Source organism: Wolbachia endosymbiont (group B) of Chorthippus parallelus, from assembly GCF_947251815.1.
Taxonomy (GTDB): domain Bacteria; phylum Pseudomonadota; class Alphaproteobacteria; order Rickettsiales; family Anaplasmataceae; genus Wolbachia.
This window is the reverse complement of sequence record NZ_OX366390.1, coordinates 325,012-347,336: the sequence shown is the minus strand read 5'-3', so window position 1 is coordinate 347,336 and position 22,325 is coordinate 325,012. Positions and strand designations below refer to the sequence as shown.

Below are 22,325 nucleotides of genomic sequence, written 5' to 3'. Positions count from 1 at the left end.
TACTGTAGTATGTGCGCTGCATTTTCTTTCTAATCTTTCAGGAGGATTTTATGTCCAGAATTCCAGATACTTAACCTTTATTCTTAAGCTAAAAACCGATTGGTACCTATGGTTTTTATAAAGAAAGTGCAAAAAATACTTTAAAGAATATGAAATAAAGGTAGAAAAGGCTTAAGTAGCCAAAAACTGTTTCCAGGCATAAATTTGTCATGTATACCAAAAAGTAATTACACTAATATAATATTCACACTTATATACTAATATAGATATAATACTAATTAAAGAGCATGTTATGCAAGAAGAAGTATCAGATTCTGCAGATGCTCTTTATCAAAATAAATGTGATTCCTTTCGAGTGACACTCTCCTATATCTTTCTTTAGGTTATACAGAAGTCTAACACAATTATAGAACAAGCTTAAAAGTTCTGGTAAAGTAGTTTTATTTATAAAGAGCATGCTACTTGATATTGAAAAACGCAGCATAACAAATGCACTTTGGAAGTTACAAGAAGCAGATCAAAGGGAGATTTTAACTCTTATACAGAGATTTGAGTTGCCAGAAATATTAGCAAGAATATTAGTTGCTCGTGGTGTTAACATAGAAAATGCACATGACTTCTTACATCCACTAATCAGATCGCTATTACCAGATCCCTTTCACCTCCTTGATATGGATAAAGCTGTTTCTCGCATAATAAAAGCAATAAACAATAATGAGAATATTGCAATATTTGGTGATTACGATGTTGATGGTGCAACGTCATCAGCATTGATTAATAGGTACCTAAGAGCGATTGGGACACACTCTATAATTTACATTCCAGATCGTGTTGATGAGGGCTATGGATTAAACGTAGATGCTTTATTACAACTTAAAAAGAACGGAATTGATTTATGTATTTCTGTTGATTGCGGTACGCTTGCATATCAACCGATAGAAGAGGCAAAGGTCTTTGGACTTGATATTATAGTTGTCGATCATCACCTTGGTACAGAAAAATTACCAAGTGCTGTAGCAGTTGTTAATCCCAACCGCCTTGATGAGAGCTCTCCTTATAATAACTTAGCAGCAGTTGGAGTATCATTTCTGCTAATTGTTGCCCTTAACAGAAGCCTACGTGAGCAAGGATTTTTTACCCACAAAAAAGAACCAGATTTATTTGATCTACTGGATTTGGTTGCTCTTGGAACTGTTTGCGATGTTATGCAGATTATAGGCCTAAATAGAGCATTTGTTTTGCAAGGATTAAAAGTTATGTCAGCAAGGAAAAACGTTGGCTTGCGTGTTTTGTTTGATGCTTTGGGAATCCTTGAAAAACCAAGTGTTTCACGGTTAGGGTTTAACATTGGGCCATGTATAAATGCTGGAGGAAGAATTGGAGAAGCATCACTCGGTGCAAGGTTGCTTTCCACTGATAATGAAGAAGAGGCGCATTCAATCGCGCTAAAATTAATAGATTTAAATAATGCAAGGAAAGTGTTAGAAAATGAGGCTATTTTGGAAGCTACAACACAGGCAGAAAAATTTACCTTATTGGGTGTAAATTTTATAATGGTAAGTGGCAATTGGCATCAAGGAATAATTGGTATCATTGCATCAAGACTAAAGGAGCAGTTTCACCTACCAACGATAGTGATATCTTTAAACAACGGAATAGGAAAAGCAAGTTGTAGGTCAATTTCTGGAGTAGATATTGGTGCTGCGGTTCTTTCTGCAAAATTTACCAACCTAATCATTGAAGGTGGTGGTCACAGTATGGCAGCAGGATTTTCGATTGAAGAAGATAAAATAAGTGATCTACATGATTTTTTTACTGAAAGATTTGCAAACTCCACAAACGATAAAACTATAAAAGCTGATGGTATAGTAACAGCTAAAGCAATAAACTTATCCCTTTGGAATCAACTGCAGCGCTTAGAGCCATTTGGAGCTGGCAATCCTGAACCAAGATTCATCATTCAAGGGGCAAAGATAAGAAAGCCGGAAGTTATAGGAGTTGACCATATAAAATGTTTTATTGCTGACGATAATGTTATGGTCAAAGCTATTGCGTTTCGCTGTGCAAATACTGAGCTCGGCTCTGCTATTATGCAGGGTAATGTTAAAGCCATTTTGGGTAAAATCTCTATGAATTACTGGAATGGCAATGAATTTATACAATTTATGATAGAAGATGTCTTAACCATTAGTTAAGTTACTATTTTAAAATAATTACCTATCAATCTCACCAAAGACTATGTCGAGTGAACCGATAATTGCTGCAATGTCAGCAAGCATGTGTCCTTTTGCCATGAAATCTAAGGCCTGTAAATGCGCAAAGCCAGGTGCTCTTATTCGACATCTATAAGGTCTATTGGTACCATCTGAAACTATATATACTCCAAACTCACCTTTTGGCGCTTCAACAGCCACATATGCCTCACCTTCTGGCACATGATATCCTTCTGAATAAAGCTTAAAATGATGAATCATAGCCTCCATAGATTCTTTCATTTCTGCTCTTGGCGGTGGAGAAATTTTTCTATCTTCAGTTTTTATTGACCCTTCAGGCATCTTCTCTATGCATTGCTTCACCAAGCTGATAGATTGTCTGATCTCCGCCATTCTTACTAAATAACGGTCATAACAGTCACCATTTTGGCCAATTGGTATATCGAAATCTAATTGGTCATATATCTCATATGGCTGGCTTTTTCGCAGATCCCAAGCAAGCCCAGCAGCACGGAGCATTGGTCCACTAAAGCCCCAATCAAGCGCCTGTTTTATTGATATTTCACTAATTCCTACAGTGCGTTGCTTCCATATCCTATTTTCCGTTAAAAGTTCATCAACATCATCTATATACTTTGGAAATTGCTCTATAAATTTTGCAATATCTTCAATCAAACCTTCTGGGATATCTGCTGCAAGTCCACCTGGCCTTATATAAGCTGCGTGAAATCTTGCACCTGAGGCCCTTTCATAGAACTCGAGTATTTTTTCTCTCTCTTCAAAGAGCCATAAAAGAGGAGTCATCGCCCCAACATCAAGTGCTTGGGAAGAGATATTTAGTAAATGATTTAGTATTCTTGTCAGCTCACAAAATAGAACACGCAAATATTTTGCCCTAATCGGAACTTCGCACTGCAATAATTTCTCTACACATAACGAATATGCATGCTCTTGTGACATTGGTGACACATAATCAAGGCGGTCAAAGTAAGGCAGAGCTTGAAGATATGTTTTATGTTCTATTAACTTCTCAGTGCCACGGTGCAAAAGCCCAATATGAGGGTCTGCCCTCTCAATCACTTCACCATCCATTTCTAAAACAAGACGTAACACCCCGTGTGCAGCTGGATGCTGCGGTCCAAAGTTTAACATCATTGTCTTTAGATCAGGCATATTTGGCAGTTTAAGGTATTAAAGTTGTATAGGATAAAATGTGTTTAAAGTCAATACAATAGAAAAACTCCTTAAAAGTTCACCATCTCCTCATGATCTGATAGACAATATTTATTTGAACTACAATTATTATACTTGTGTTGATTAAGGTAGCAAAATTATGTATAGATAATTTTGACTAAAAAATAGTTTTTCAAGTCCTATTTTGGAGTAATCAAAATTAATGAAAGACAATAAATATAACTTAGGTTTAAGAATCATTCATTGGTTAATGTCTGCTCTTATTATTGGAATGCTTTGTTCTGGACTATACATGAAAAGTTTGCCGATTAGCAACGAAATTAAATTCAGCATATACGCTATTCATAAGGCTTGCGGTATCACCGTTCTTGGATTAATTATAGTACGCATATTTTTTTGCGTCTTTACTTATGTTCCACCACTTCCAGCCAATTTTTCTCGATTCGTAATTAATGCGAGCAAAACGATACACTTTGGTTTGTATGCTTTGATGATGCTAATGCCACTATCTGGTTATGTCATGTCTTCTGCTTCTAGTAAAGAGATCAAATATTTTGTTCATATCCCTTTGTTAATCAATGAAAACAAAGAGCTAGCTAGTGCAGCTAATCAGCTACATTCGATACTTGCGTATTTTATGGTACTCTTTATAGTCTTACATATACTTGGCGCTTTGAAACATACATTCATAGATAAACAAAACATTTTTAAACGTATGATATAGGCTATATGTTGAGCAGGCTTTGGAAGAAAGGAACGAATTTTCTCGGTAGTGAATTTTCAATAATGGGTGGTGCTATGAGCTGGGTTTCAGAGAGAAATTTAGTTTCGGCAATTTCAAATGCCGGTGGTTTTGGTGTAATTGCATGTGGTGCGATGTTCCCAGACTTACTGAAAAAAGAAATCATAGAAACACAGAAATTAACTAACAAGCCATTTGGTATAAACCTAATTACTATGCACCCAAAGTTGAGTGAGTTGATAGATGTGTGTATTGAAACGAAAGTAAGCCATATAGTGCTTGCTGGCGGATTACCAACAAAGCCTAATATAGAAAAAATCAAGAGTGCAGGCATTAAAGTTATGTGCTTTGCACCAGCATTAAGCCTTGCGAAAAGGTTAGTAAAAATGGGAGTAGATGCGTTAATAATAGAAGGTATGGAAGCAGGAGGACATATCGGTCCTGTTAGCACTTCTGTTCTCGCACAAGAGATATTACCTCATTTTAAAAATGAGAAAACACCGGTGTTTGTTGCAGGTGGAATAGGAAGAGGCGAAATGATAGTGAACTACCTAGAAATGGGAGCAAGTGGCTGTCAAATAGGTACATTATTTGTCTGCACGAATGAGTCAATCGCTCACAAAAATTTTAAAGAAGTATTCATCAAATCAGCTGCGCGTAATGCTGTATCTTCTGTGCAGATTAGTGCTGATTTCCCTGTAATTCCAGTAAGAGCTATAGCCAACAAAGCAAGTGATGATTTTATGAAGCATCAAAGAGACATTATCGATAAATATCAAAATGGAGAAATCTCAAAAGAAGAGGGGCAACTTGAAATAGAAAAGTTCTGGGCTGGAGCTTTAAGAAGAGCAGTAATTGATGGAGATGTTGAAACAGGATCTTTAATGGCCGGTCAAAGTGTTGGCATGGTTGATAGAGAAAAGCCTGTAAAAGAAGTGATAGATATGCTAGTTCAACAGGCAAGCAATTATGTTGAAATGTAAAACCAGTAATCAGCAAAGCAAATAGTTAGCAAATTGCTATAATTATCCGTAATAAGGCATAACCGCTTAGTTTTAATGTAAAATTAACGCTAAAGAGGTATCTATACATTTTGTTATGTATGGAGAGATGTTATGCTAAGTACTTCAAAAAAAACTCAGAGTAATGAAGTAGATATTAACCAAAAATTGTACGACACTATATACAAGAAGGTAACAAAAAAAACACATAGCAATCAAAGTCCAAAAAAAGATGGAGATGGAACTATCAAAAAATGCATAGAGTTGTTCAACAATGGAGCTGATCCCAATGTATTAATTCAATTAGAAAAATTACTGAGAGAGCAAGAAGAATATCAAAAATATTATAATTATTACACTGAGAAATTTCTTCCAGCATTGAAAAAAAAAGTGATAGAGTCAGGGGAATTAATGAAACCTTCAGTACTTAACAATGAAGAAAAATCATCACAAAGATCACCAACAATAAAAGGGAAAACATTAAAAATAATTTCAGAGATTACTAAAAAGAGCAACAATAAAGATCATTCTAGTAGCACTATTCAAAATCAGAAAAGTCTTAGAAGTAATCAAGCAAATAGACAAAATAATACTATGGAACTATTTAACAAACAAAGTCTTTCTGGTGAAGTTGAAATTCCCAAAAATTCAGGTATTAATCCTCTGGAAAAGGATTCTTTAGCTAAGGGTGTAAGTGGAAAAGGAACCCCTGGAAAATACAATACCTTGAGAAATTCAGGTTATTATGGTGCTTCAGCACATCCTACATCAAAACAATCGCAAGCAAGAAAGGAGATCGCACAATCACAATTGAATAGTCAATCTGATCTTTCGATTGATAGTAAAGATTTAAAAAATGAAAAGCCTAATATAACTGTGAATGCTGTAGAAGTGCCAAGCGGTGCAAATACTTCTAAACTCAGTAGTAGTAGTGATTTAGATAGTGGAATAAATTCATCTAGCTTGGCATCAAGTAGCAGAAGGAGCAGCTTAACTTCAGTAACAAGCATTTCATCTGAGGAAAGTGTACACTTAAAATTAAACCCTGCTGAGGAAGATAATAGTTTGCAACTAGAAGATGAAGGAAAAACAAAATTAGCACATCCGAACAAAACAAGGCCCAAAGGCCCAAGCGGAAGAATATCCCCTTCTAAACATTATAAGAAGACTGAAGAAGGGCCTCATTGTGTGATCTCAGTGACAGGCAGTAAGGTAAAAGATACAATGCAATCCAATAATTATGAAAATAATAGTAAAAACAAAAATCTTCACGTCGCACTTGTAACAAGTTCTGCTCTCTTAGCAATAGGGTGCATTGTTGCAGGAGCAATGACATCAGGATTAGTAGGAGCAGGACTGTTTGTGGTGGCTGCGGTGTTTGCTACAGCAGCTGCTGCTGAATTGTGTTCAAACTTTCTGTCAAGTAAATTGACATCCATTAGTGTGAGTCCTCTTGTTGATAATAAAGAGCTAACACGGTGATAAAAGTTAAATATGAGTTACTTATGGTGAGCAAGTGAATTCGGTTCTTGCCTATTGATGTAAAAATTGTTACATTTGAGGAGTATCTTAAAGGTATTTAGCTGATGCATATTCAATTGGGTAGAGTTTTTGCTATTGTAGCCCTGTTAAGTTTTATCTTCATGTCATGTTCTAGCAAAGCAAGTGATGAATTGAAAAATATACCAGGAACGTTGAAAGAACTTATTTCTTCATTTTCAGTTAAAGATACTGTAGAAAATATGAGTCCCTCAACAATTATAGGTTTATGTATAGCTACAGTGATACTTGCAGTAGTGTTCAGAGGCCTAATTTTTTTCATGATAATATTTGGCGTACTGATCATGATGTTTGGAAGCACAGAAAAGGCAACAGATTACCTGAAAGAAAAATTCAACTTTGCAAAGGACATACAGTTACAATCCAATAACAAAAAAGAAGATAAGGATTAAGTAAGATAGATGATTCTTTATTATCTTTTTATTGAATACGCATGATATTGTATGCAACCAAAAGTACCAGCCACTAGATCTAATTCTGAAAAAAAGAACAATTTAGCGTTACTAGAAAGTATTAATTTAGATTTTATCCCTTATGCTTGCCACTACGATGAAGAAACTATACTAACAAAACAGGGGGAATTATTAAAAATAATCAAATTAGAAGACTATTCTTCAGTTGATAACTATGGTGATCTTAGAACTGAAATTAGAAAAAGTATATCAAAAAATATCAAGAGTTTATATTTTACCGTTTGGATTCACACTGTCCGTAAGCGCAATAAACTGAGCTTACAGTGGAATAAAACTTTAGACTTTTCCGATCAGCTACACTCAACGTGGTTTAATAAACTAGTTGATAGTAAACTACAGTATATAAATGAGCTATACATTGTGGTGTTACTTAGTGATTTTGGCAAACATATTAATAATGCATTTTTTTTTGGCGGGATAAAGAATAGGCACAAGTTATTTTTACAAAAAAATCATCAAGAATTACAAAAAATAACTGACCTGATTCAAAAAGATTTAGAACCTTTTGGAGCTAAAAAACTGGGCCTTAGATCTAGTGAAGGCAAAATATATTCTCAAATGATGGAATTTCTCCATTACATTATTACATTAACGCACAAAGATTATCCAATATGTGAAAGGGATCTATCGCAGCATGTTAAAAATTTAAAAGTAGCTTTTGGTTTCAATAAATTTCAAACATCGTTTGAAGGTCAACAGAAGTTTGGTTCTATTTTTTGCATAAAGGAATATCGAGAAATCCCCTTAGAAAATATAGATAGGTGTTTGCAACTTGACTCTGAGCTTACCATCACAGAAATAATAATATTTACTAGTAATAATAAAGCAGTAAAAGAATTCAAAAAACAAATTAATATACTGCAAATCAGTGAGGACAATACCTTACTTCAAAACTCAGGAATAAATGAAATAATAGAGCTTGAAAAAATTTCTGCTATGGATTTTTGTCAACAGAAAATTATTGTTACAATCTTTGCAGATGATAAGAATAGGTTAGCTAAAAATATCAGCGATTTATCCTCTGTAATGTCGTTAATCGGGTTGATGATGTTTAGAACTGATCTGCACATGGAAAATCATTTTTGGGCACAGCTTCCTGGAAACTTTGCTTTTGTTACACAACCAAAAAATATATTAGAAAAATATGCTTGCAGCTTTGCTATGTTGCATGATTTTACATCAGGTACGTTAAAAGGAGGAAGATGGAAAGAAGCAGTAACAGTTTTTTTTTCAAAAAAAGGCAGTCCTTACTTTTTTAACTTTCATGGAAAGAAAAATAATGGTCATACCACAATACTTGGAGCTCCAAATTCAGGTAGAACCTCACTGATCAATTTCTTACTTTCGGAATCAAGAAAATTTAACCCTAGGATTGTTATATTGGATAATACTGGAAAATCAATAATATTTACTAAAGCAGTAAGCGGCCAATATTACATAATTGATCCAAAATATAAAGATAAAAGTCTAAAATTTAACCCACTGAACATTGAAGATAGTGCTTCTAATCGCAATATGCTTGTTGAATTGATCAAAAGGATGGTTGCAGATGCAAGTTTGGTAGACGTAGAAGAAAAGACAAAAAAAATTGTAGATTCTATATTTGCTATACCAAGAGAATCGCGCTCTATTTCTCAAATTTCTGAAGTGCTTTTACTTCTTGGGGGTAAAATAAGTAAATGGTGTGGTGATGGTGAATTTGCTTACTTATTCCAAGATGGTGATGAGTCAGACATTGACTGGGAAACAAAAACTATATCCCTCAATACTGCGAATCTCACTAAGCAAAAAGAATGTATGTCCGTGATACTTTACTATTTCTTATACTCTTTCGAAGCAAAATGTGATGGCTCACCTGCAATACTTGTTTTGGATGAAGCATGGGAGGTAAGTAATATTTTTCCTACAGAGGGAGAGTTTGACAACTGGATGCAAAGAATGACAAAGTTAAATGTTGTAGTAATTCTAAGTACTGAAAACTTAAACCTAGCATTTGCTAGCAAGTTTACTCAATATTTAGATAAGCATGTCGATACAAGGATCCTGATGCCGAACATAAATGCAAACAGGTTATACATGAAAGCATTTTCTCTGTCGAAAGAGGAACTGAATGTCATTTTGCAAACACCAACACAGGAAGGTTTATTTTTGATAAAGCAATACAAAGGTTTAGTAACTTTAAATCTAGATTTGAAGAATATGAAAGAAATACATGTACTTTCAGCTAATAAAGAGACTATAAAGTATATGTATGAGGCGATGAAGGAAAAAGGCGAAAAAGTGAGTAAGTGGTTACCGGCGTTCTATGAAAAATGTAAAGCTTAATTTTTTATTGATATTCTCCTTGATATTTTGTCTTTCTTATCAAGGATATGCTGATTGTCCAACATTTGTAAAAAGTAATACTGAAATTGAAGCTACAGGAAGTAAAGCAGGAAAAGGTATTGCGAATTTTTTTAAAGGCAAGTGGAGCGATTTAGATTTTGACGAAAAATTATTGCAATTTATTAAAGTTACAGCAGTAAATAATCAGGGACCAGAAGGTTACTTCGATCCAAAGATTAAGGTCTGCGATTACGAAGGGAACGACAACTGTTATATATTATCCAGTGGAACATTCTGCCGCCAGATATATGGAACGCAGAGTACAGGAGCTGGAGTTTCTGCAGCAGCTTTTATAGATTGGGAAGGAGATAAAACAAAAGCTGGAGGAGAAATTGCCCAAGGTCTTGGATGGGAATGGGCAGATGGTGTTACTGATGAAGAAAAAGTAAAATTTGCTAATTCTCCTAAGATATGTGCTTGTAGTCAAAAAGGGGCTTGTATGTCAGGAATTTCTTCATGGGGCTCTAGAGTATTTTCAGGGGAAAATATTTTCCGTCCAGGGAATATGAAAAATGTTTGCGATACCTGCTATCAAACCAAAGTACAATGTGTGCCTGTACCACTTGCACCTGGCCCACCTCCATTTTGTGAACAACTTGCGATGTCACCACCACAAGTTAGAATTGTTCCTATAACAAATGAAGAAAATGATTATTTCCATCCAAGAGTTGGAGTCATTATTGGTGAGCTGAAAGAAAGAAGGGAGCTACCTTTTCCGCGCGGTTTTTCAAATAGTGAGAATACTCCAATTGATCCATTTACTATTAAAGATACTATCCATTATCTCAAAACCTATAGAAAAAAAGGTCAGCTCTGCGCTGAATACTATGGTACTGAGGAAGAAGAGTCCGAAAGAAAATTACAATTTCCTGCTCGCTGCTTCCCAGCGCCACCTGCTCCAAAGATTGAAGAAGTGAGCATACCAAAGCCTAATGAGGGTAAAGGCGAAAATACGCTAAAAGTAAAAATGAAGATGAGTGAGAACGTTTGTACTTATGACGCACGTGGAACTCACAGTAATGGCATCTGTACTTTTTATGTTAATAAAAATTCTCCTACATATGTTGGCCATCTACCTTTAAAAGTAGTAAAGCCAGCAATAGTGGCAAAAACAACTGATAGCAGTAACAGTAAAAGCGACATCGATAGCGTAATAGAAGGTATATTAAAAAATAATTCGCAATTTGAAGTTCTAGAAAAATATGGGTATGTTCCCGATATCGAAGCAGAATGTAAAGAGCTTCAGAATGGTAAGTGCAAACTAGATGGCTCAGGATATCCAAAAGTAGAAATAAAATATAAAGAAAATCCTAAAAGTAAAATGCTATGCCTTTCTGGGTGGCAACCAGAACCAGAGGAGTTTGTTCTTAAAAAAGAAAGTAAGCTAATATCGCTAAAATCAATGGGGGCAAGATACAATAAATACAATACTGTTTATTCAAAGGAGTCTGATCAGCTTTATTATTTTCCCTGTAACGAAACAATTGAGGTTTTAGCAAAGCCACAAGATGCACTGAATGAAATAATATTTAATAAAAAAGGATATATTTCCATTCCTGCTGAAAATAAGTCTAGAGATAACTGCATGGCAAAAGAGGATAAAGAGGTAGATACAAAACAAAATTGTGACAAATGCAAAATAGTATATGAGTTAACAGATGGAAAGTATGAAGAAAAAAACTGTAATCACGGTGATGATGGTTGCCTCTGCTTTGATGGAGTATGTAGTCGCTCAACACAGTATGTAGATAAGAATGATAAACTATTTTACTTAAGATATGAGGAAGTGGATTGCAAGGATAAGGATGGTAAAACAGTAAAAAACGAGAAAGGTGAAATACAAAAGTGCACACAATTAAAAAATCAACCGATTAAAGCAAATAGAACAGAAGTCTTTTATGCTGATACATTGTGTAGGTTCGATTTAGAGGGTTTAAAAAAGAGATTACGTGAAATAATAATAGCACAATTGAAACATAAGAAGCAGATTATTGAAAACAGGGATCAAAAACTTTATGAGCTTGGAGATGGCTATACAGATGATCTGTCAATGTATGATTACGTTGAAATAGAAGCATGGGGAGGTGGTGAAGCTGGTCATATAGCTGATAAAGCTCAGTCTACTGTAAGTAGACTAGGAATGCCAGGTGATTACATTAAAGCTAAACTGAGAGTCAACCCTAGTTATCCCTATATTAAAGTAAAAGTGACAGAAGGAGGTGGTGGACAAGAAGATGATGAATCTAACAAGGATGGGGGACCAACTTTAATAAAAATGTGCAGAGACTCTTCAGAAACAATTTGTAAAGATTTAATTACTGTTGCAGGCGGAGGTACATACAGAACCTATGGGGGAAAGAATTACAAAGATACAATAATTCATGAACAAAGTTTAAAATTAAAAGAAGAAATTAAGAAAGGGGACAAGCTAAACTCTAGTAAAGATAATAAAATAGCATATATAGAAAATGGTGAGATTGGGTATAAAGATGTAACAAAATGTAGTAAAAACTACGTGAATAAAACATATGGTGCTGGTGGTTGTATCAACGAAAGCAGCAAAAGTTATAGCAAGGGCGCTCCTGGTTATGTGAAAATTAAACCTATATTTGATGAAATTAATAAAGAAAGAGTAAAAAAAATAGATGATGCTATTGAAAAAATGATACAAAATCCAGATGACATCACAGGTATTGATGATTCCTTAATAAATAAACTTGATAAAAAGATTATTGATACAATTAAAGAAGAAATTAGAAAAGAATTGTTAGGTCTATAGTCAAAGAACCCTGATGGTTGCAAATGGGGTAAAGTTGAATTTACATCACTGAGACAGATGCATGTCAAACCAGTGTTTCTTTTCTTGTATCTCAGTTCCCATAATGTCATCCCAGTGCGTGACACCCACTTCTTTCTAGTGCTTCCTTCCTTGTCATCACAGCTTCCATAATGTCATTCGAGTAGCTGACACTGGAATCCATGTAAATTTAACTGGACGCCAATGTCACAAACTAGTTTTCTCATCTATCTTATTTTGCTACTCTGCTGAACAGATACGTCAATTTCATCTACTGATGAGCTAGGTCTGCTGTCCTTTATATGTTGTACCAAAAGCTCCATAATTTTTTTTTGCTCATAAAATTGCTGAAATGAATATATTCCATTCGAGCCAACTAACACGAAGAATCCTCCTTGTACATTTGGAGGATTATCATGCCAGCTAATTTTTCTTATGTATTCAGCAGCTTGTAAGGAAGTATCTCCTGAAAGGTTTTTAATATTAGGATCAGCACCTTTTTCTAGCAGTAATCTTGCCATTTTTTCATTACCTTTCATAGCTGCTATATGTAGAGGTGTATTGCCAAGCTGATTGCCAATATTGACATCCACCCCTTCTACACTAAGTAATAATTGAGCTACCTCGTCATGGCCATTATCAATAGCTACACACAAAGGATTCATACTGGTATCACAGCCATTGACTTTAGCACCATTATCAAGAAGCAACTTAACTACTGCTGCATGCCCATTCTGAGCAGCTAGATACAAGGGTGTGACATTATTTTTTTTATCTACTATGTTAACATCAGCATTTTTTGTGCTAATTAATAGTTCAACTATTTCAGTATGTCCGTTCTGAGAGGCTAAGTACAGAGCTGTTATACCAAATTCATTGTCTTTAGCATCAATCTCAATTTCTTGAGTATTAAGTAACACCTTTACAACTTCTACAAGTCCATTTTGAGCAGCAATATGTAAAGGTGTCTTACCATGAGCATAGTCTTTTATATTGGGATCAGCTCCCGCTTTAATTAACTCCTCTACTATAGCTTTGCTTTTAGCTGCAACAGCAAAGTGTAAAACTGTACTGCCTTTAATAGTTCTTGCATGAACATTAGCTTCTTTACTGATTAGTAACTTTACTACGTCTAAATGTCCTGAATAAACAGCAAAATGCAAGGCTGTAAATCCTTTTTTGTCCTTGATATTGATATCAGTTTTTACATTAAGTAATAACCTAACTTCATTTATGTTACCACTATAAGCGGCTTGATGTAATAGAATATTTTCAACCGGGAGCGATTGAGTGCTGAACATATTTACCTCTATATAATAGTATGCCTAGTGCTATTACATCAAAACAAGGAACATTCAAGAAAATTTTTTGCATCTCTGGCAATCTAATTTTCTCTATTCTAATATATACAAACTCTTTAAACCCACCTTGTAATCAGGATAAACTAGAGAGACACCGAGATCTTTTTTAATTTTAGTATTGCTTACTTTTTTTGATCCTAAATAAAAACCCCGTGCGTAATTCGGTACGGAAGAAATCTCAACTGGCTCTGGAGGGCTAATATTGAGAAGCTCGGCTGCATACGTGACCACTTCAGATTGCGTAGCAGGTAAATCATCTGCACAATTGTATATCTCATAAGGCTTTATATTTTGCATGGAAGAAAATAAAATATTCGATATATCTTCAACATGAACACGAGAAAAAATTTTTTTCACATTTCTTGCTTTGCCAAGCTGCAGGTCAATTAGCGCATTTCTACCAGGACCATATATCCCAGCCAAACGAAAAATATGTACAGGCAATTTGCTACTTAGCCACTTCTTTTCAGACTCAAGGCGCTTTTCTCCTCTAATTTCTATAGGCTTTGTTTCAGATTCCTCATTCACCCAATTACCACAGTGGTCACCATAAACATTAGTTGCAGACAGATAACCAAGCCATTTAATATTCTCCAGACAATGACCGTATCTCTCCATAACATCATCGCCGTCTGGAGGAATAGAAACTAAAACATGTGTTACGCTTTTAAGCAGATCTTGATCAACCTTTTCATAATCAAAAAGTTGTATATCTTTATTTCTTGATGTACCGTTAACTTTCCAGCCTAAATTTAGCAATTTTTTCGATAGAAATTTAGCTACATATCCGTAACCAAAGCAAAACAAGTGCATGGAAATTAATTTCCAAAATTCTTCTTGATAAACTCAACCCCTAACCTTATTCCTTCTTCATTAATAATATGGCCTAATCCATGAATTGGGTATCCTTGAGCGTTTACTCCATTTTCTTTCAGAGCTTTAACCGCTAAATCAAGGGAAGAAAAAGGTACCACATCATCAGCGTCACCATGAATAACACATATGCTGGGTTTTGATTTGATCTCCGGTGCAATTTTTGAAGGTGAAAGAAACCTACCAGAATATGCAACAACCGATGCACAAGACTGAAGCCGGGTAAGAGCCACATGTATTGCAAGCATTGCCCCTTGAGAAAATCCAACTAAAGAAAGCTGAGTATCTTTTAAATTAAGCTCCTTTAATTTTGTATCAATAAAATGATTTACAATTGATGCAGCATTTTTCACCCCATTATATAGTGCTTCTTCACTACGATCCTCTAAACTAAACCACTGATAACCATCACCTATTTCCCTCTCAAACGGAGCATTCGGTACCACAAAACATGAATCGGGTAAAAATTTGCTCATAACTTTAGCAAGGTGAGCGAAATTATCGCCACTTGAACCCCAACCATGAAAAAAAATAATCAAATTTTTCTTATTTCCATTTGGACAAATTTCTTGGCTTTTAAGTTCAATCATCTCTTCATCCCTTTATGTTTATATTTAACTCTATGGTAATACTAAATTTGAGGAACAAGACCTCACTACTGCTATAGCTCTTTGATATGAATAAATACTACTTAGCTTCAACTTTCTCTATCAATTTCTTGACCAAGCCTCTCAATCTTCTGCTGGAATCATCAAGCTCTTGAATTTGTGAAGGATCTTTTCCCATGAGCTCTTTGTGATTACTCTTTATGTAATCATACATTTCCTTCATCTGAGCAATCATCTTGTTGATATCCATACCACCCATATCAGGTATCATGCTAGGCATATTTCCTTCTAGCATACCGCCAGCCATAAGTTGCTGAGACATTTGCATGAATGGCTTTAAGGTCTGTTGAAGCAAATTAGGGTCGCTTGCCAATTTTTCTATTTGCTCTTTGCAAGTATCCATGTACTGCTTCATAAATTCATCATCTTGCACTTTATCTGTCATAATTACACCTATTTGAAACTAATATTATATATTGTTTTTAATTAAAAACAATACAAGAACAACTATATTAATACTTTATTAAATGACAAATTAACTATTTTAAAGGTTCACATACTCTCTTTAACCATTCCTTATCTTTTATGCCATTTTCTATATTTTTATAAACAAATTGGTGATAGCTATTTATCCATTTAACTTCATCTTCAGTAAGCATTTGTATATCTATTAGCTTTTTATCATAAGGAACAGAGGTCAATTGTTTAAAGCTTAAAAAGACGTTTTCTCGCCTTTCAATATACATCAGATTCTCAATTCTTATTCCATACTTTCCTGGAATATAATAACCAGGCTCGTTAGAAAGTATCATGCCTGGAATGAGTTCCACTTTATTTCCTCTTGATATTGCTTGCGGTCCTTCATGTACCGAAAGGTAACTTCCTACTCCATGTCCTGTACCGTGCATGTAATCCATTCCAAATTTCCATAAATGTATACGCGCTAATATGTCCAATTCCCCACCAGTGGTGCCAGGGAGAAAGACTGCACTTGCTATCGAAATGTGAGCTTTTAGTACTATTGTGTAGTGAGCTCGTTGCTCATTGGTTGGACTACCAACTGCTATAGTTCTTGTAATATCGGTTGTACCATCAAGGTACTGACCACCAGAATCGATCAAATATAGTCCATCTTTTTTAATAGCTTTATTTGTCTTATTGCTTGCACGATAATGAATGATTGCTCCATTCTCGTTGAATGCTGAAATTGTTGGAAAACTCGATTGCTTAAACAAATTCTGCTCTTTTCTGTATTCTAAAACTTTTTCTTCAGCTTCAAGCTCAGTAATTTCACTGTCAATATTGTTTTCAAGCCAATATAGAAAATTTGTAACTGCTACTCCATCTTTGATGTGCGCACTTATAGCTCCAGTTATTTCAGTTTGATTTTTTACCGCTTTGTGAATCAAACAAGGATCCTCCTTCTCAATTATCTGCTTATTTTCTATTAGACCTCTTTCATTACTTATTGTCATCCCAGTGCTTGACACTGGGATCCATGCTTTTTTATTTCTGGTCAAGCACTGGAATGACACCGAAGCTGATTTTTCATTTAAATAATGGTTATACAAGGAATCTATTGCATTCATAATGCTCATTGGAGTCGTGCTTGGATCTATCACCACCAAATTTAACTTATGTAGTGAATTTTCTAGCTCACTAATATCAAAAACATTTATATGGTTATCAAAATTTGCTTTTATAGTTGAATGTTCTTTATCTTGAATAAATAAATCAACATTGGCATTTTTATACAATATAGCACGACCCAATATACAAGGAGTATATTCAGCACTTTCATTTCTTAAATTTAATAACCACGAAATTGAATTTGGATCAGTCAGAAGCACTGCTTCAGCCTCTATGTTTTTAGCTACTCTTTCACATTTATCCTTACTACTCTCACCAGATACATGTGAGACTATTGTTTGTGCTTTATGACTACTATCTTTTTTAATTAAGTATGGTACTAGTTTACAAATGCCTTCATATTTTCTTATGTCCTTCATAGTAAAATATTGCGGATAGTAACCCAGTGAGGTAGTCAATGTTAAGTTTGCTTTTACCCATTTGTGTGGATCCTCTTCTTGTATATTATATACTCGAAAACTGCCCTGATCGAGCTGACTGCGAGCTTGTGTGATATAGCGTCCATCTGTAAAAAATGGGCACTTATTACTCTTTGTAACGATAAGTAGCCCATTTGTTCCCGTGAAGCCACATAACTCTGCTAACTCTTTTGAATATTCATTTAAATACTCGTCTTTAGTATGCAACATAAATGCATCAACATTTATTTCGTGCATAAAAGAGCGAAATTCTTCGATTTTTGACATGGAATACCTTACGCAGAATTAGCAGCTATTTTCGTTTTCTTATTCCTAAGGTACACTAATATGCTAACTATTGCTGCTGGAGTGATGCCCTGTATTTGCTTTGCAATGCCAATTGTTGCCGGTTTTATTGATTGCAACTTCTCTATCACTTCAGTTGACAAGCCTTTAATCTGTGAGTAGTTGAAATTAGTTGGAATTTGAGTATTAACTTCCTCTTGTAGAAACTTCATATCTGCTTCTTGTCTTACTAAATAAGGCTTGTATTTTGCTTCAATTGCAACTGCTTCATATATTTCATTCTTGGCTATGCTATCAGTTATAGTGTTATTCCAGCACATGACGCTGGAATCTACATTTTTTTCAGTGTCAACTGCATCCATTCCATCATCATTCAAGTACTGGATCCCAGTGTCAGCTACTTGGATGACAGGAAGAGGTGCTTTGGCGTTATGCAAGTAACTGACACTGGAACCCATGTTTAACTCTGGCCATATTTCTCGTAATTTATTCCAGTCAATATTTGGATAACCGAGCAAATCTAATGCTGTTTTTCTTATTCCATCATAAGATATTTTAATGCCATAGGACCTGAGCTGCTCAGGAGTAATTGTTAGGCTCTCTAATTTCTCCTCAAGTTGCTTAATGGATTTAAGTTTACCCTGCAAAACAGAGTATCTCTCATGCGATACAAGGGAAATGTCATAACCTTTTTGTGTCAACCTTCTATCTGCATTATCTGACCTAATCGCCAGCCTGTACTCTGCGCGTGAGGTGAATAATCTGTAAGGCTCAGCAACTCCCTTAGTGACCAAGTCGTCTATCATTACACCGATATATGAGTCTGTACGATGAAGAACAAAACTTTTTTGAGATAAAGAGAGTGCTGCATTGATTCCGGCAATAATTCCCTGCCCGGCTGCTTCTTCATATCCAGTGGTACCATTAATTTGACCAGCAAAATATAGTCCTTTAATTTTCTTAGTTTCGAGAGTATGAAATAGCTCTCGTGGATCGATATAATCGTATTCAACTGCATATCCAGGTCTTAATATTTCTGCATTTTCAAGCCCTTTTATACTCTTTATCATTTCATACTGCACTTCGATGGGCAATGAATTTGAAATTCCATTTGGATATATAGTGTTATCATCAATCCCTTCTGGTTCTAGAAATATTTGGTGATTATTTTTTTCTGCAAATTTTTTAACTTTAGTTTCAATTGATGGGCAGTATCTTGGTGCAATAACGTTATCTAAATATGAAGAAGCTGATCTGTGAAGATTCTCTCGAATTACTTTGTGTGTATGTTCATTAGTATGAGTAATAAAACATGAAACCTGAGGCTGGTTAATTTTCTCTGTAAGATAAGAAAATGGTGTAGGTGGATTGTCACCCACTTGTTCTTGTAATACCGACCAGTTTATAGTGCCACGATCAAGCCTCGGTGGAGTTCCGGTACGTAATCTGCCCAGTTTAAAATCATACTTCTTTAGCGTGTTTGCAAGCTCTATTGCAGGTTTATCTCCCATTCTTCCAGAAGGAGTTGTTTGCTCTCCTATATGAATCACACCACGTAAAAAAGTCCCTGTAGTCAAAACAACTCTGCTTGTCAGTATACGTTCACCTGAGTCTGTTATTACAGCTTTTATATAAGATTCTCCATTGCTATCACTTTCGATAAGAAAATCGTCAACTGACTCTTCTTTTACTGTCAAGTTGTTATAATTTAGAATAATTTCCTGTATTGCTTTTTTGTATAATTTTCGGTCTGCCTGTGCACGTGGGCCCCATACCGCTGCGCCTCTGCTGCCATTTAAAACGACCGAGTGTATGCTTGCTCGGTCGATAGCTCTCCCCATTATTCCATCAAGGGCGTCTACTTCTCTAACTACAACACCCTTTGCAACTCCTCCAATTGCTGGATTACAAGACATCTCTCCTATAGTTGAAATTTTGTGAGTTATAAGTAGTGTGTTTGCACCAAGGCGAGCTGCAGCTGTAGCTGCTTCACACCCGGCATGACCGCCACCTACTACCACTACATCGTACTTATGCATCTTCTTGAGTAATTCCTACTCTATAATATTCCAACTATCAGTGATTGATGTCAAATTTTACAGATTACAACATTGCACACTAACTTAGCTCAAACTGCCGTCTCTCTCGCAGAAAAAACTTTTTCAACTTTGGGAAAGATGATACTTTTATTAACTTCTTCTTCCGGAAAGGTAATACATTCATCTACTTCTTCTTCCTGAGATATTTTGACATATGTAGAATCTGTAATAGAAATTGCACTTACTGCAGATGTAATTGCTGTTTTATCTGCACAATGCATTATAGCTACAGTTGCAAAAAGCCCTAAAATCGGTGCTATTAGACCTATTATTGTACCTATAAATGTAAATCCTATTATTGGATTAGGAAAAATAGAAGCTGCACCTGCAGTAAGTGTAATTCCAATTATAGCACTTGCAGATATAGTAATACTCAAAAGAATTGCTGCTTTTTCATGCTTTTCCCCAACAGGATCTCTTTTGCAAAACTTATATAGCAAACATGCTACGTGAAAAACCGCAATCAATGCTGGAGCTATACAACCAGCAATTCCACCTATGGCTAAAGGTGATGAAGTGTCAAAACTTAACCACCAAGCTAATACTCCTAGTGCTGACACTATACTATAAGTTAACAAACAAATATACATACAATCCCCTCGCTAATTAAGAAAATGCCATTTTACTCTGAATCATAAACTACTCTCTTCACTCTCAGCCATCTAAGCAGCACATTGGAGTGACAAAAAATGCTACCGGCAAATAATGGCTTTGCAAAAATAGAGAATGTTTATATTTATGTAAAGTGGAAATTTTTAGTGGGGCGAGCGACCAGGATTGAACTGGCGACATTCAGTACCACAAACTGACGCTCTACCAACTGAGCTACGCCCGCCAAGGTATAAAATTTCTAACACACAAGCATAAATAGTCAATTAATTATTTATGCTACCTACTTTTGCATAGAGTTTTAAGTTTAGCGAATAAACATTTTCATTTATGCTTTTAGCATTATAGTTAATCGTATTGAAATCGTGATATGTTTAAAAGTATTTTCACATTTAGTTTTTTTACAGCTATTTCAAGAATTTTAGGGCTAATAAGAGATGTATTGATTGCTACGGTTATTGGTGCAACCTCTCTTGCAGATATATTCTTTTCCTCGTTTCGCTTTGCTAATTTATTTCGATCGTTTTTTGCAGAGGGAGCATTTACTACCTCATTCATACCATTATACTCTGCAGAGTCATATGATAATAAAAAGGCATTTAATTTCGCAAGTAGTGTAATATCCATTACGTTTATTATTCTAGTAATTTTTTGCCTTATCACACAAACCTTCTTCCCTTACATGATCAAAACCTTCACTCCTGGATTTGACCAAAATAAATTTACCTTTACTGTAACTTTGTCGAAAATTATGATGCCCTACATAATCTTCGTGTCAATCGCATCACTTATTGGTGGAATGTTGCAAGTAAAACAGCATTTTGCTTCAACAGCTATTTCACCAATCATTTTGAACCTCTGTTTAATCATCAGTTTGTTTTTACCTTACATTGAAACACCGGCTCATAACCTTTCTATAGCTGTCCTGATTGGAGGGATTTTGCAGCTACTTTTAATAATATTTAGTGCATACAAATTAAAGGCTTTCTTTTCTTTTAGTTTAGAATTAAGTAACGAAGTGAAGTTGTTTTTCAAGCGTGTGATACCTGCAATTATCAACAATTGTGTAATACAAATAAGTGTATGGATTGACACAATCATGGCGAGTTTTATACCAAATGCAGTTTCTTATATATATTATGCCGATAGACTAAATCAACTACCGCAAGGAGTAATTGGCACTGCAATTGGTACAGTACTTCTTCCTCTGATTTCAAAACGAATAAATGATACTGAGAATATAGTCAAAATACAGAACAAGGCCCTTAATATAGGGTTAATATTAATTATGCCAATAACTGCTGCTTTTATCATTATTCCTGACATAATTTTACTTACGCTTTTTTCTTACGGCCGATTTGATTATTATGCAGTGCAGCAAACTGTTCCTACATTAGTAGCATTTTCTCTTTCTTTACCCGCATCTATTATAAATAAAGTATTGCTACCCACATTTTTTGCTAGGGGAAAGCTAAAAATACCAACTATGTTCTCATTAACGTGCCTTGGAATTAATGTAATACTAAATCTCATATTAATGAACAAATACCAACATATAGGAATTGCTATTGCTACTTCCATTTCCACTTGGATAAATTCTATTTTATTGATTAATTATTTAACAATAAATAAGATGTATAAGCTTAGCCAAGCATTATTAATAAATATTGTAAAAATTCTCACTGCAACATTGGTTATGTCAATAGTTCTTTATCTCTCTAATTACTTATCAGCAGGGTTGTTTTTCGATAGAGGGCTAGCTCGTATTGTTTATTTAGTAACTTTAATAGCTTTGAGTGTTATTATTTATTCTATCACTCTTTACCTAATTTTTAGAGGAAATTTGAATAATTTGAAATATGTATAAATTACACCCTTTGTATTGCTATATGTCATTTCAGCTACTATTCCAATATCCACTCCTTTCATCCCATAACCTATTCCTGTCATTCCAGCACCTATTCCTGTCATCCCAGTGCTTGACACTGGGATCCAGAAATTTTGTTGATTATATAATCTGGAAAACCTTATTTAAGTCACACTGGATCACAGTGTC

Annotated in this window: 16 protein-coding genes and 1 tRNA gene; 8 read left to right on the top strand and 9 right to left on the bottom strand. The window is 35.0% G+C overall.

Annotated features, from left to right (window positions below; all coding sequences use genetic code 11):
• Positions 1-455: 455 nt before the first annotated feature.
• Complete coding sequence (gene recJ / locus OPS21_RS01600) at positions 456-2,195, top strand: single-stranded-DNA-specific exonuclease RecJ (protein WP_264336239.1); 1,740 nt, start codon at positions 456-458, stop codon at positions 2,193-2,195.
• An 18-nt stretch (positions 2,196-2,213) separates the two neighbouring features.
• Here recJ and OPS21_RS01595 read toward each other — a convergent pair whose 3' ends face one another.
• A complete protein-coding gene (locus OPS21_RS01595) occupies positions 2,214-3,386 on the bottom strand; it encodes an NADH-quinone oxidoreductase subunit D (RefSeq protein WP_264336240.1) in 1,173 nt (390 codons plus the stop codon).
• A gap of 223 nt (positions 3,387-3,609) precedes the next feature.
• Between OPS21_RS01595 and OPS21_RS01590 the strand changes: the two genes are divergently transcribed.
• The 6 genes from OPS21_RS01590 to OPS21_RS01565 all read left to right on the top strand — a co-directional run bounded on the left by OPS21_RS01590 (position 3,610) and on the right by OPS21_RS01565 (position 12,347).
• On the top strand, positions 3,610-4,131 hold the full coding sequence (locus OPS21_RS01590) for a cytochrome b (RefSeq protein ID WP_264336241.1): 522 nt from the start codon (positions 3,610-3,612) through the stop codon (positions 4,129-4,131).
• 5 nt (positions 4,132-4,136) lie between these two features.
• Positions 4,137-5,132, top strand: coding sequence for an NAD(P)H-dependent flavin oxidoreductase (locus tag OPS21_RS01585; RefSeq protein ID WP_264336242.1), 996 nt, complete (start codon positions 4,137-4,139; stop codon positions 5,130-5,132).
• Positions 5,133-5,264: 132 nt separating this feature from the next.
• Positions 5,265-6,632: a DUF350 domain-containing protein gene (locus tag OPS21_RS01580; protein ID WP_264336243.1), complete on the top strand. Its 1,368-nt coding sequence runs from the start codon at positions 5,265-5,267 to the stop codon at positions 6,630-6,632.
• Positions 6,633-6,736: 104 nt separating this feature from the next.
• On the top strand, positions 6,737-7,102 hold the full coding sequence (locus OPS21_RS01575) for a hypothetical protein (protein WP_226079535.1): 366 nt from the start codon (positions 6,737-6,739) through the stop codon (positions 7,100-7,102).
• Between the two features lie 51 nt (positions 7,103-7,153).
• On the top strand, positions 7,154-9,508 hold the full coding sequence (locus tag OPS21_RS01570) for a VirB4 family type IV secretion/conjugal transfer ATPase (RefSeq protein WP_265027676.1): 2,355 nt from the start codon (positions 7,154-7,156) through the stop codon (positions 9,506-9,508).
• On the top strand, positions 9,489-12,347 hold the full coding sequence (locus tag OPS21_RS01565) for a hypothetical protein (protein ID WP_264336245.1): 2,859 nt from the start codon (positions 9,489-9,491) through the stop codon (positions 12,345-12,347). Before OPS21_RS01570 ends, OPS21_RS01565 begins: the two co-directional genes overlap by 20 nt.
• A 245-nt stretch (positions 12,348-12,592) precedes the next feature.
• On the opposite strand, the gene OPS21_RS01560 is transcribed toward OPS21_RS01565, so the two are convergent.
• The 8 genes from OPS21_RS01560 to OPS21_RS01525 form a co-directional block, all read right to left on the bottom strand.
• Entirely contained in the window at positions 12,593-13,666 is a 1,074-nt protein-coding gene (locus OPS21_RS01560; protein ID WP_264336246.1) for an ankyrin repeat domain-containing protein, read from the bottom strand.
• A gap of 93 nt (positions 13,667-13,759) precedes the next feature.
• Positions 13,760-14,539, bottom strand: coding sequence for an SDR family oxidoreductase (locus OPS21_RS01555; protein WP_007302062.1), 780 nt, complete (start codon positions 14,537-14,539; stop codon positions 13,760-13,762).
• A gap of 5 nt (positions 14,540-14,544) precedes the next feature.
• The gene (locus OPS21_RS01550; protein WP_017532167.1) at positions 14,545-15,189 is read right to left on the bottom strand and encodes an alpha/beta hydrolase; all 645 of its coding nucleotides are present in this window, start codon (positions 15,187-15,189) and stop codon (positions 14,545-14,547) included.
• Between the two features lie 97 nt (positions 15,190-15,286).
• Positions 15,287-15,652, bottom strand: coding sequence for an arsenical pump-driving ATPase GET3 (locus tag OPS21_RS01545; protein WP_250120040.1), 366 nt, complete (start codon positions 15,650-15,652; stop codon positions 15,287-15,289).
• Positions 15,653-15,746: 94 nt separating this feature from the next.
• A complete protein-coding gene (locus OPS21_RS01540; RefSeq protein WP_264336247.1) occupies positions 15,747-17,543 on the bottom strand; it encodes an aminopeptidase P family protein in 1,797 nt (598 codons plus the stop codon).
• An 8-nt stretch (positions 17,544-17,551) separates the two neighbouring features.
• On the bottom strand, positions 17,552-19,600 hold the full coding sequence (gene mnmG / locus OPS21_RS01535; RefSeq protein ID WP_264336248.1) for a tRNA uridine-5-carboxymethylaminomethyl(34) synthesis enzyme MnmG: 2,049 nt from the start codon (positions 19,598-19,600) through the stop codon (positions 17,552-17,554).
• Between the two features lie 89 nt (positions 19,601-19,689).
• The gene (locus OPS21_RS01530; RefSeq protein ID WP_264336249.1) at positions 19,690-20,250 is read right to left on the bottom strand and encodes a hypothetical protein; all 561 of its coding nucleotides are present in this window, start codon (positions 20,248-20,250) and stop codon (positions 19,690-19,692) included.
• A 169-nt stretch (positions 20,251-20,419) separates the two neighbouring features.
• Positions 20,420-20,495 (bottom strand) — tRNA-His (locus OPS21_RS01525).
• Positions 20,496-20,639: 144 nt separating this feature from the next.
• Between OPS21_RS01525 and murJ the strand changes: the two genes are divergently transcribed.
• Entirely contained in the window at positions 20,640-22,136 is a 1,497-nt protein-coding gene (gene murJ / locus OPS21_RS01520) for a murein biosynthesis integral membrane protein MurJ (RefSeq protein WP_264336250.1), read from the top strand.
• Positions 22,137-22,325 lie beyond the last annotated feature (189 nt).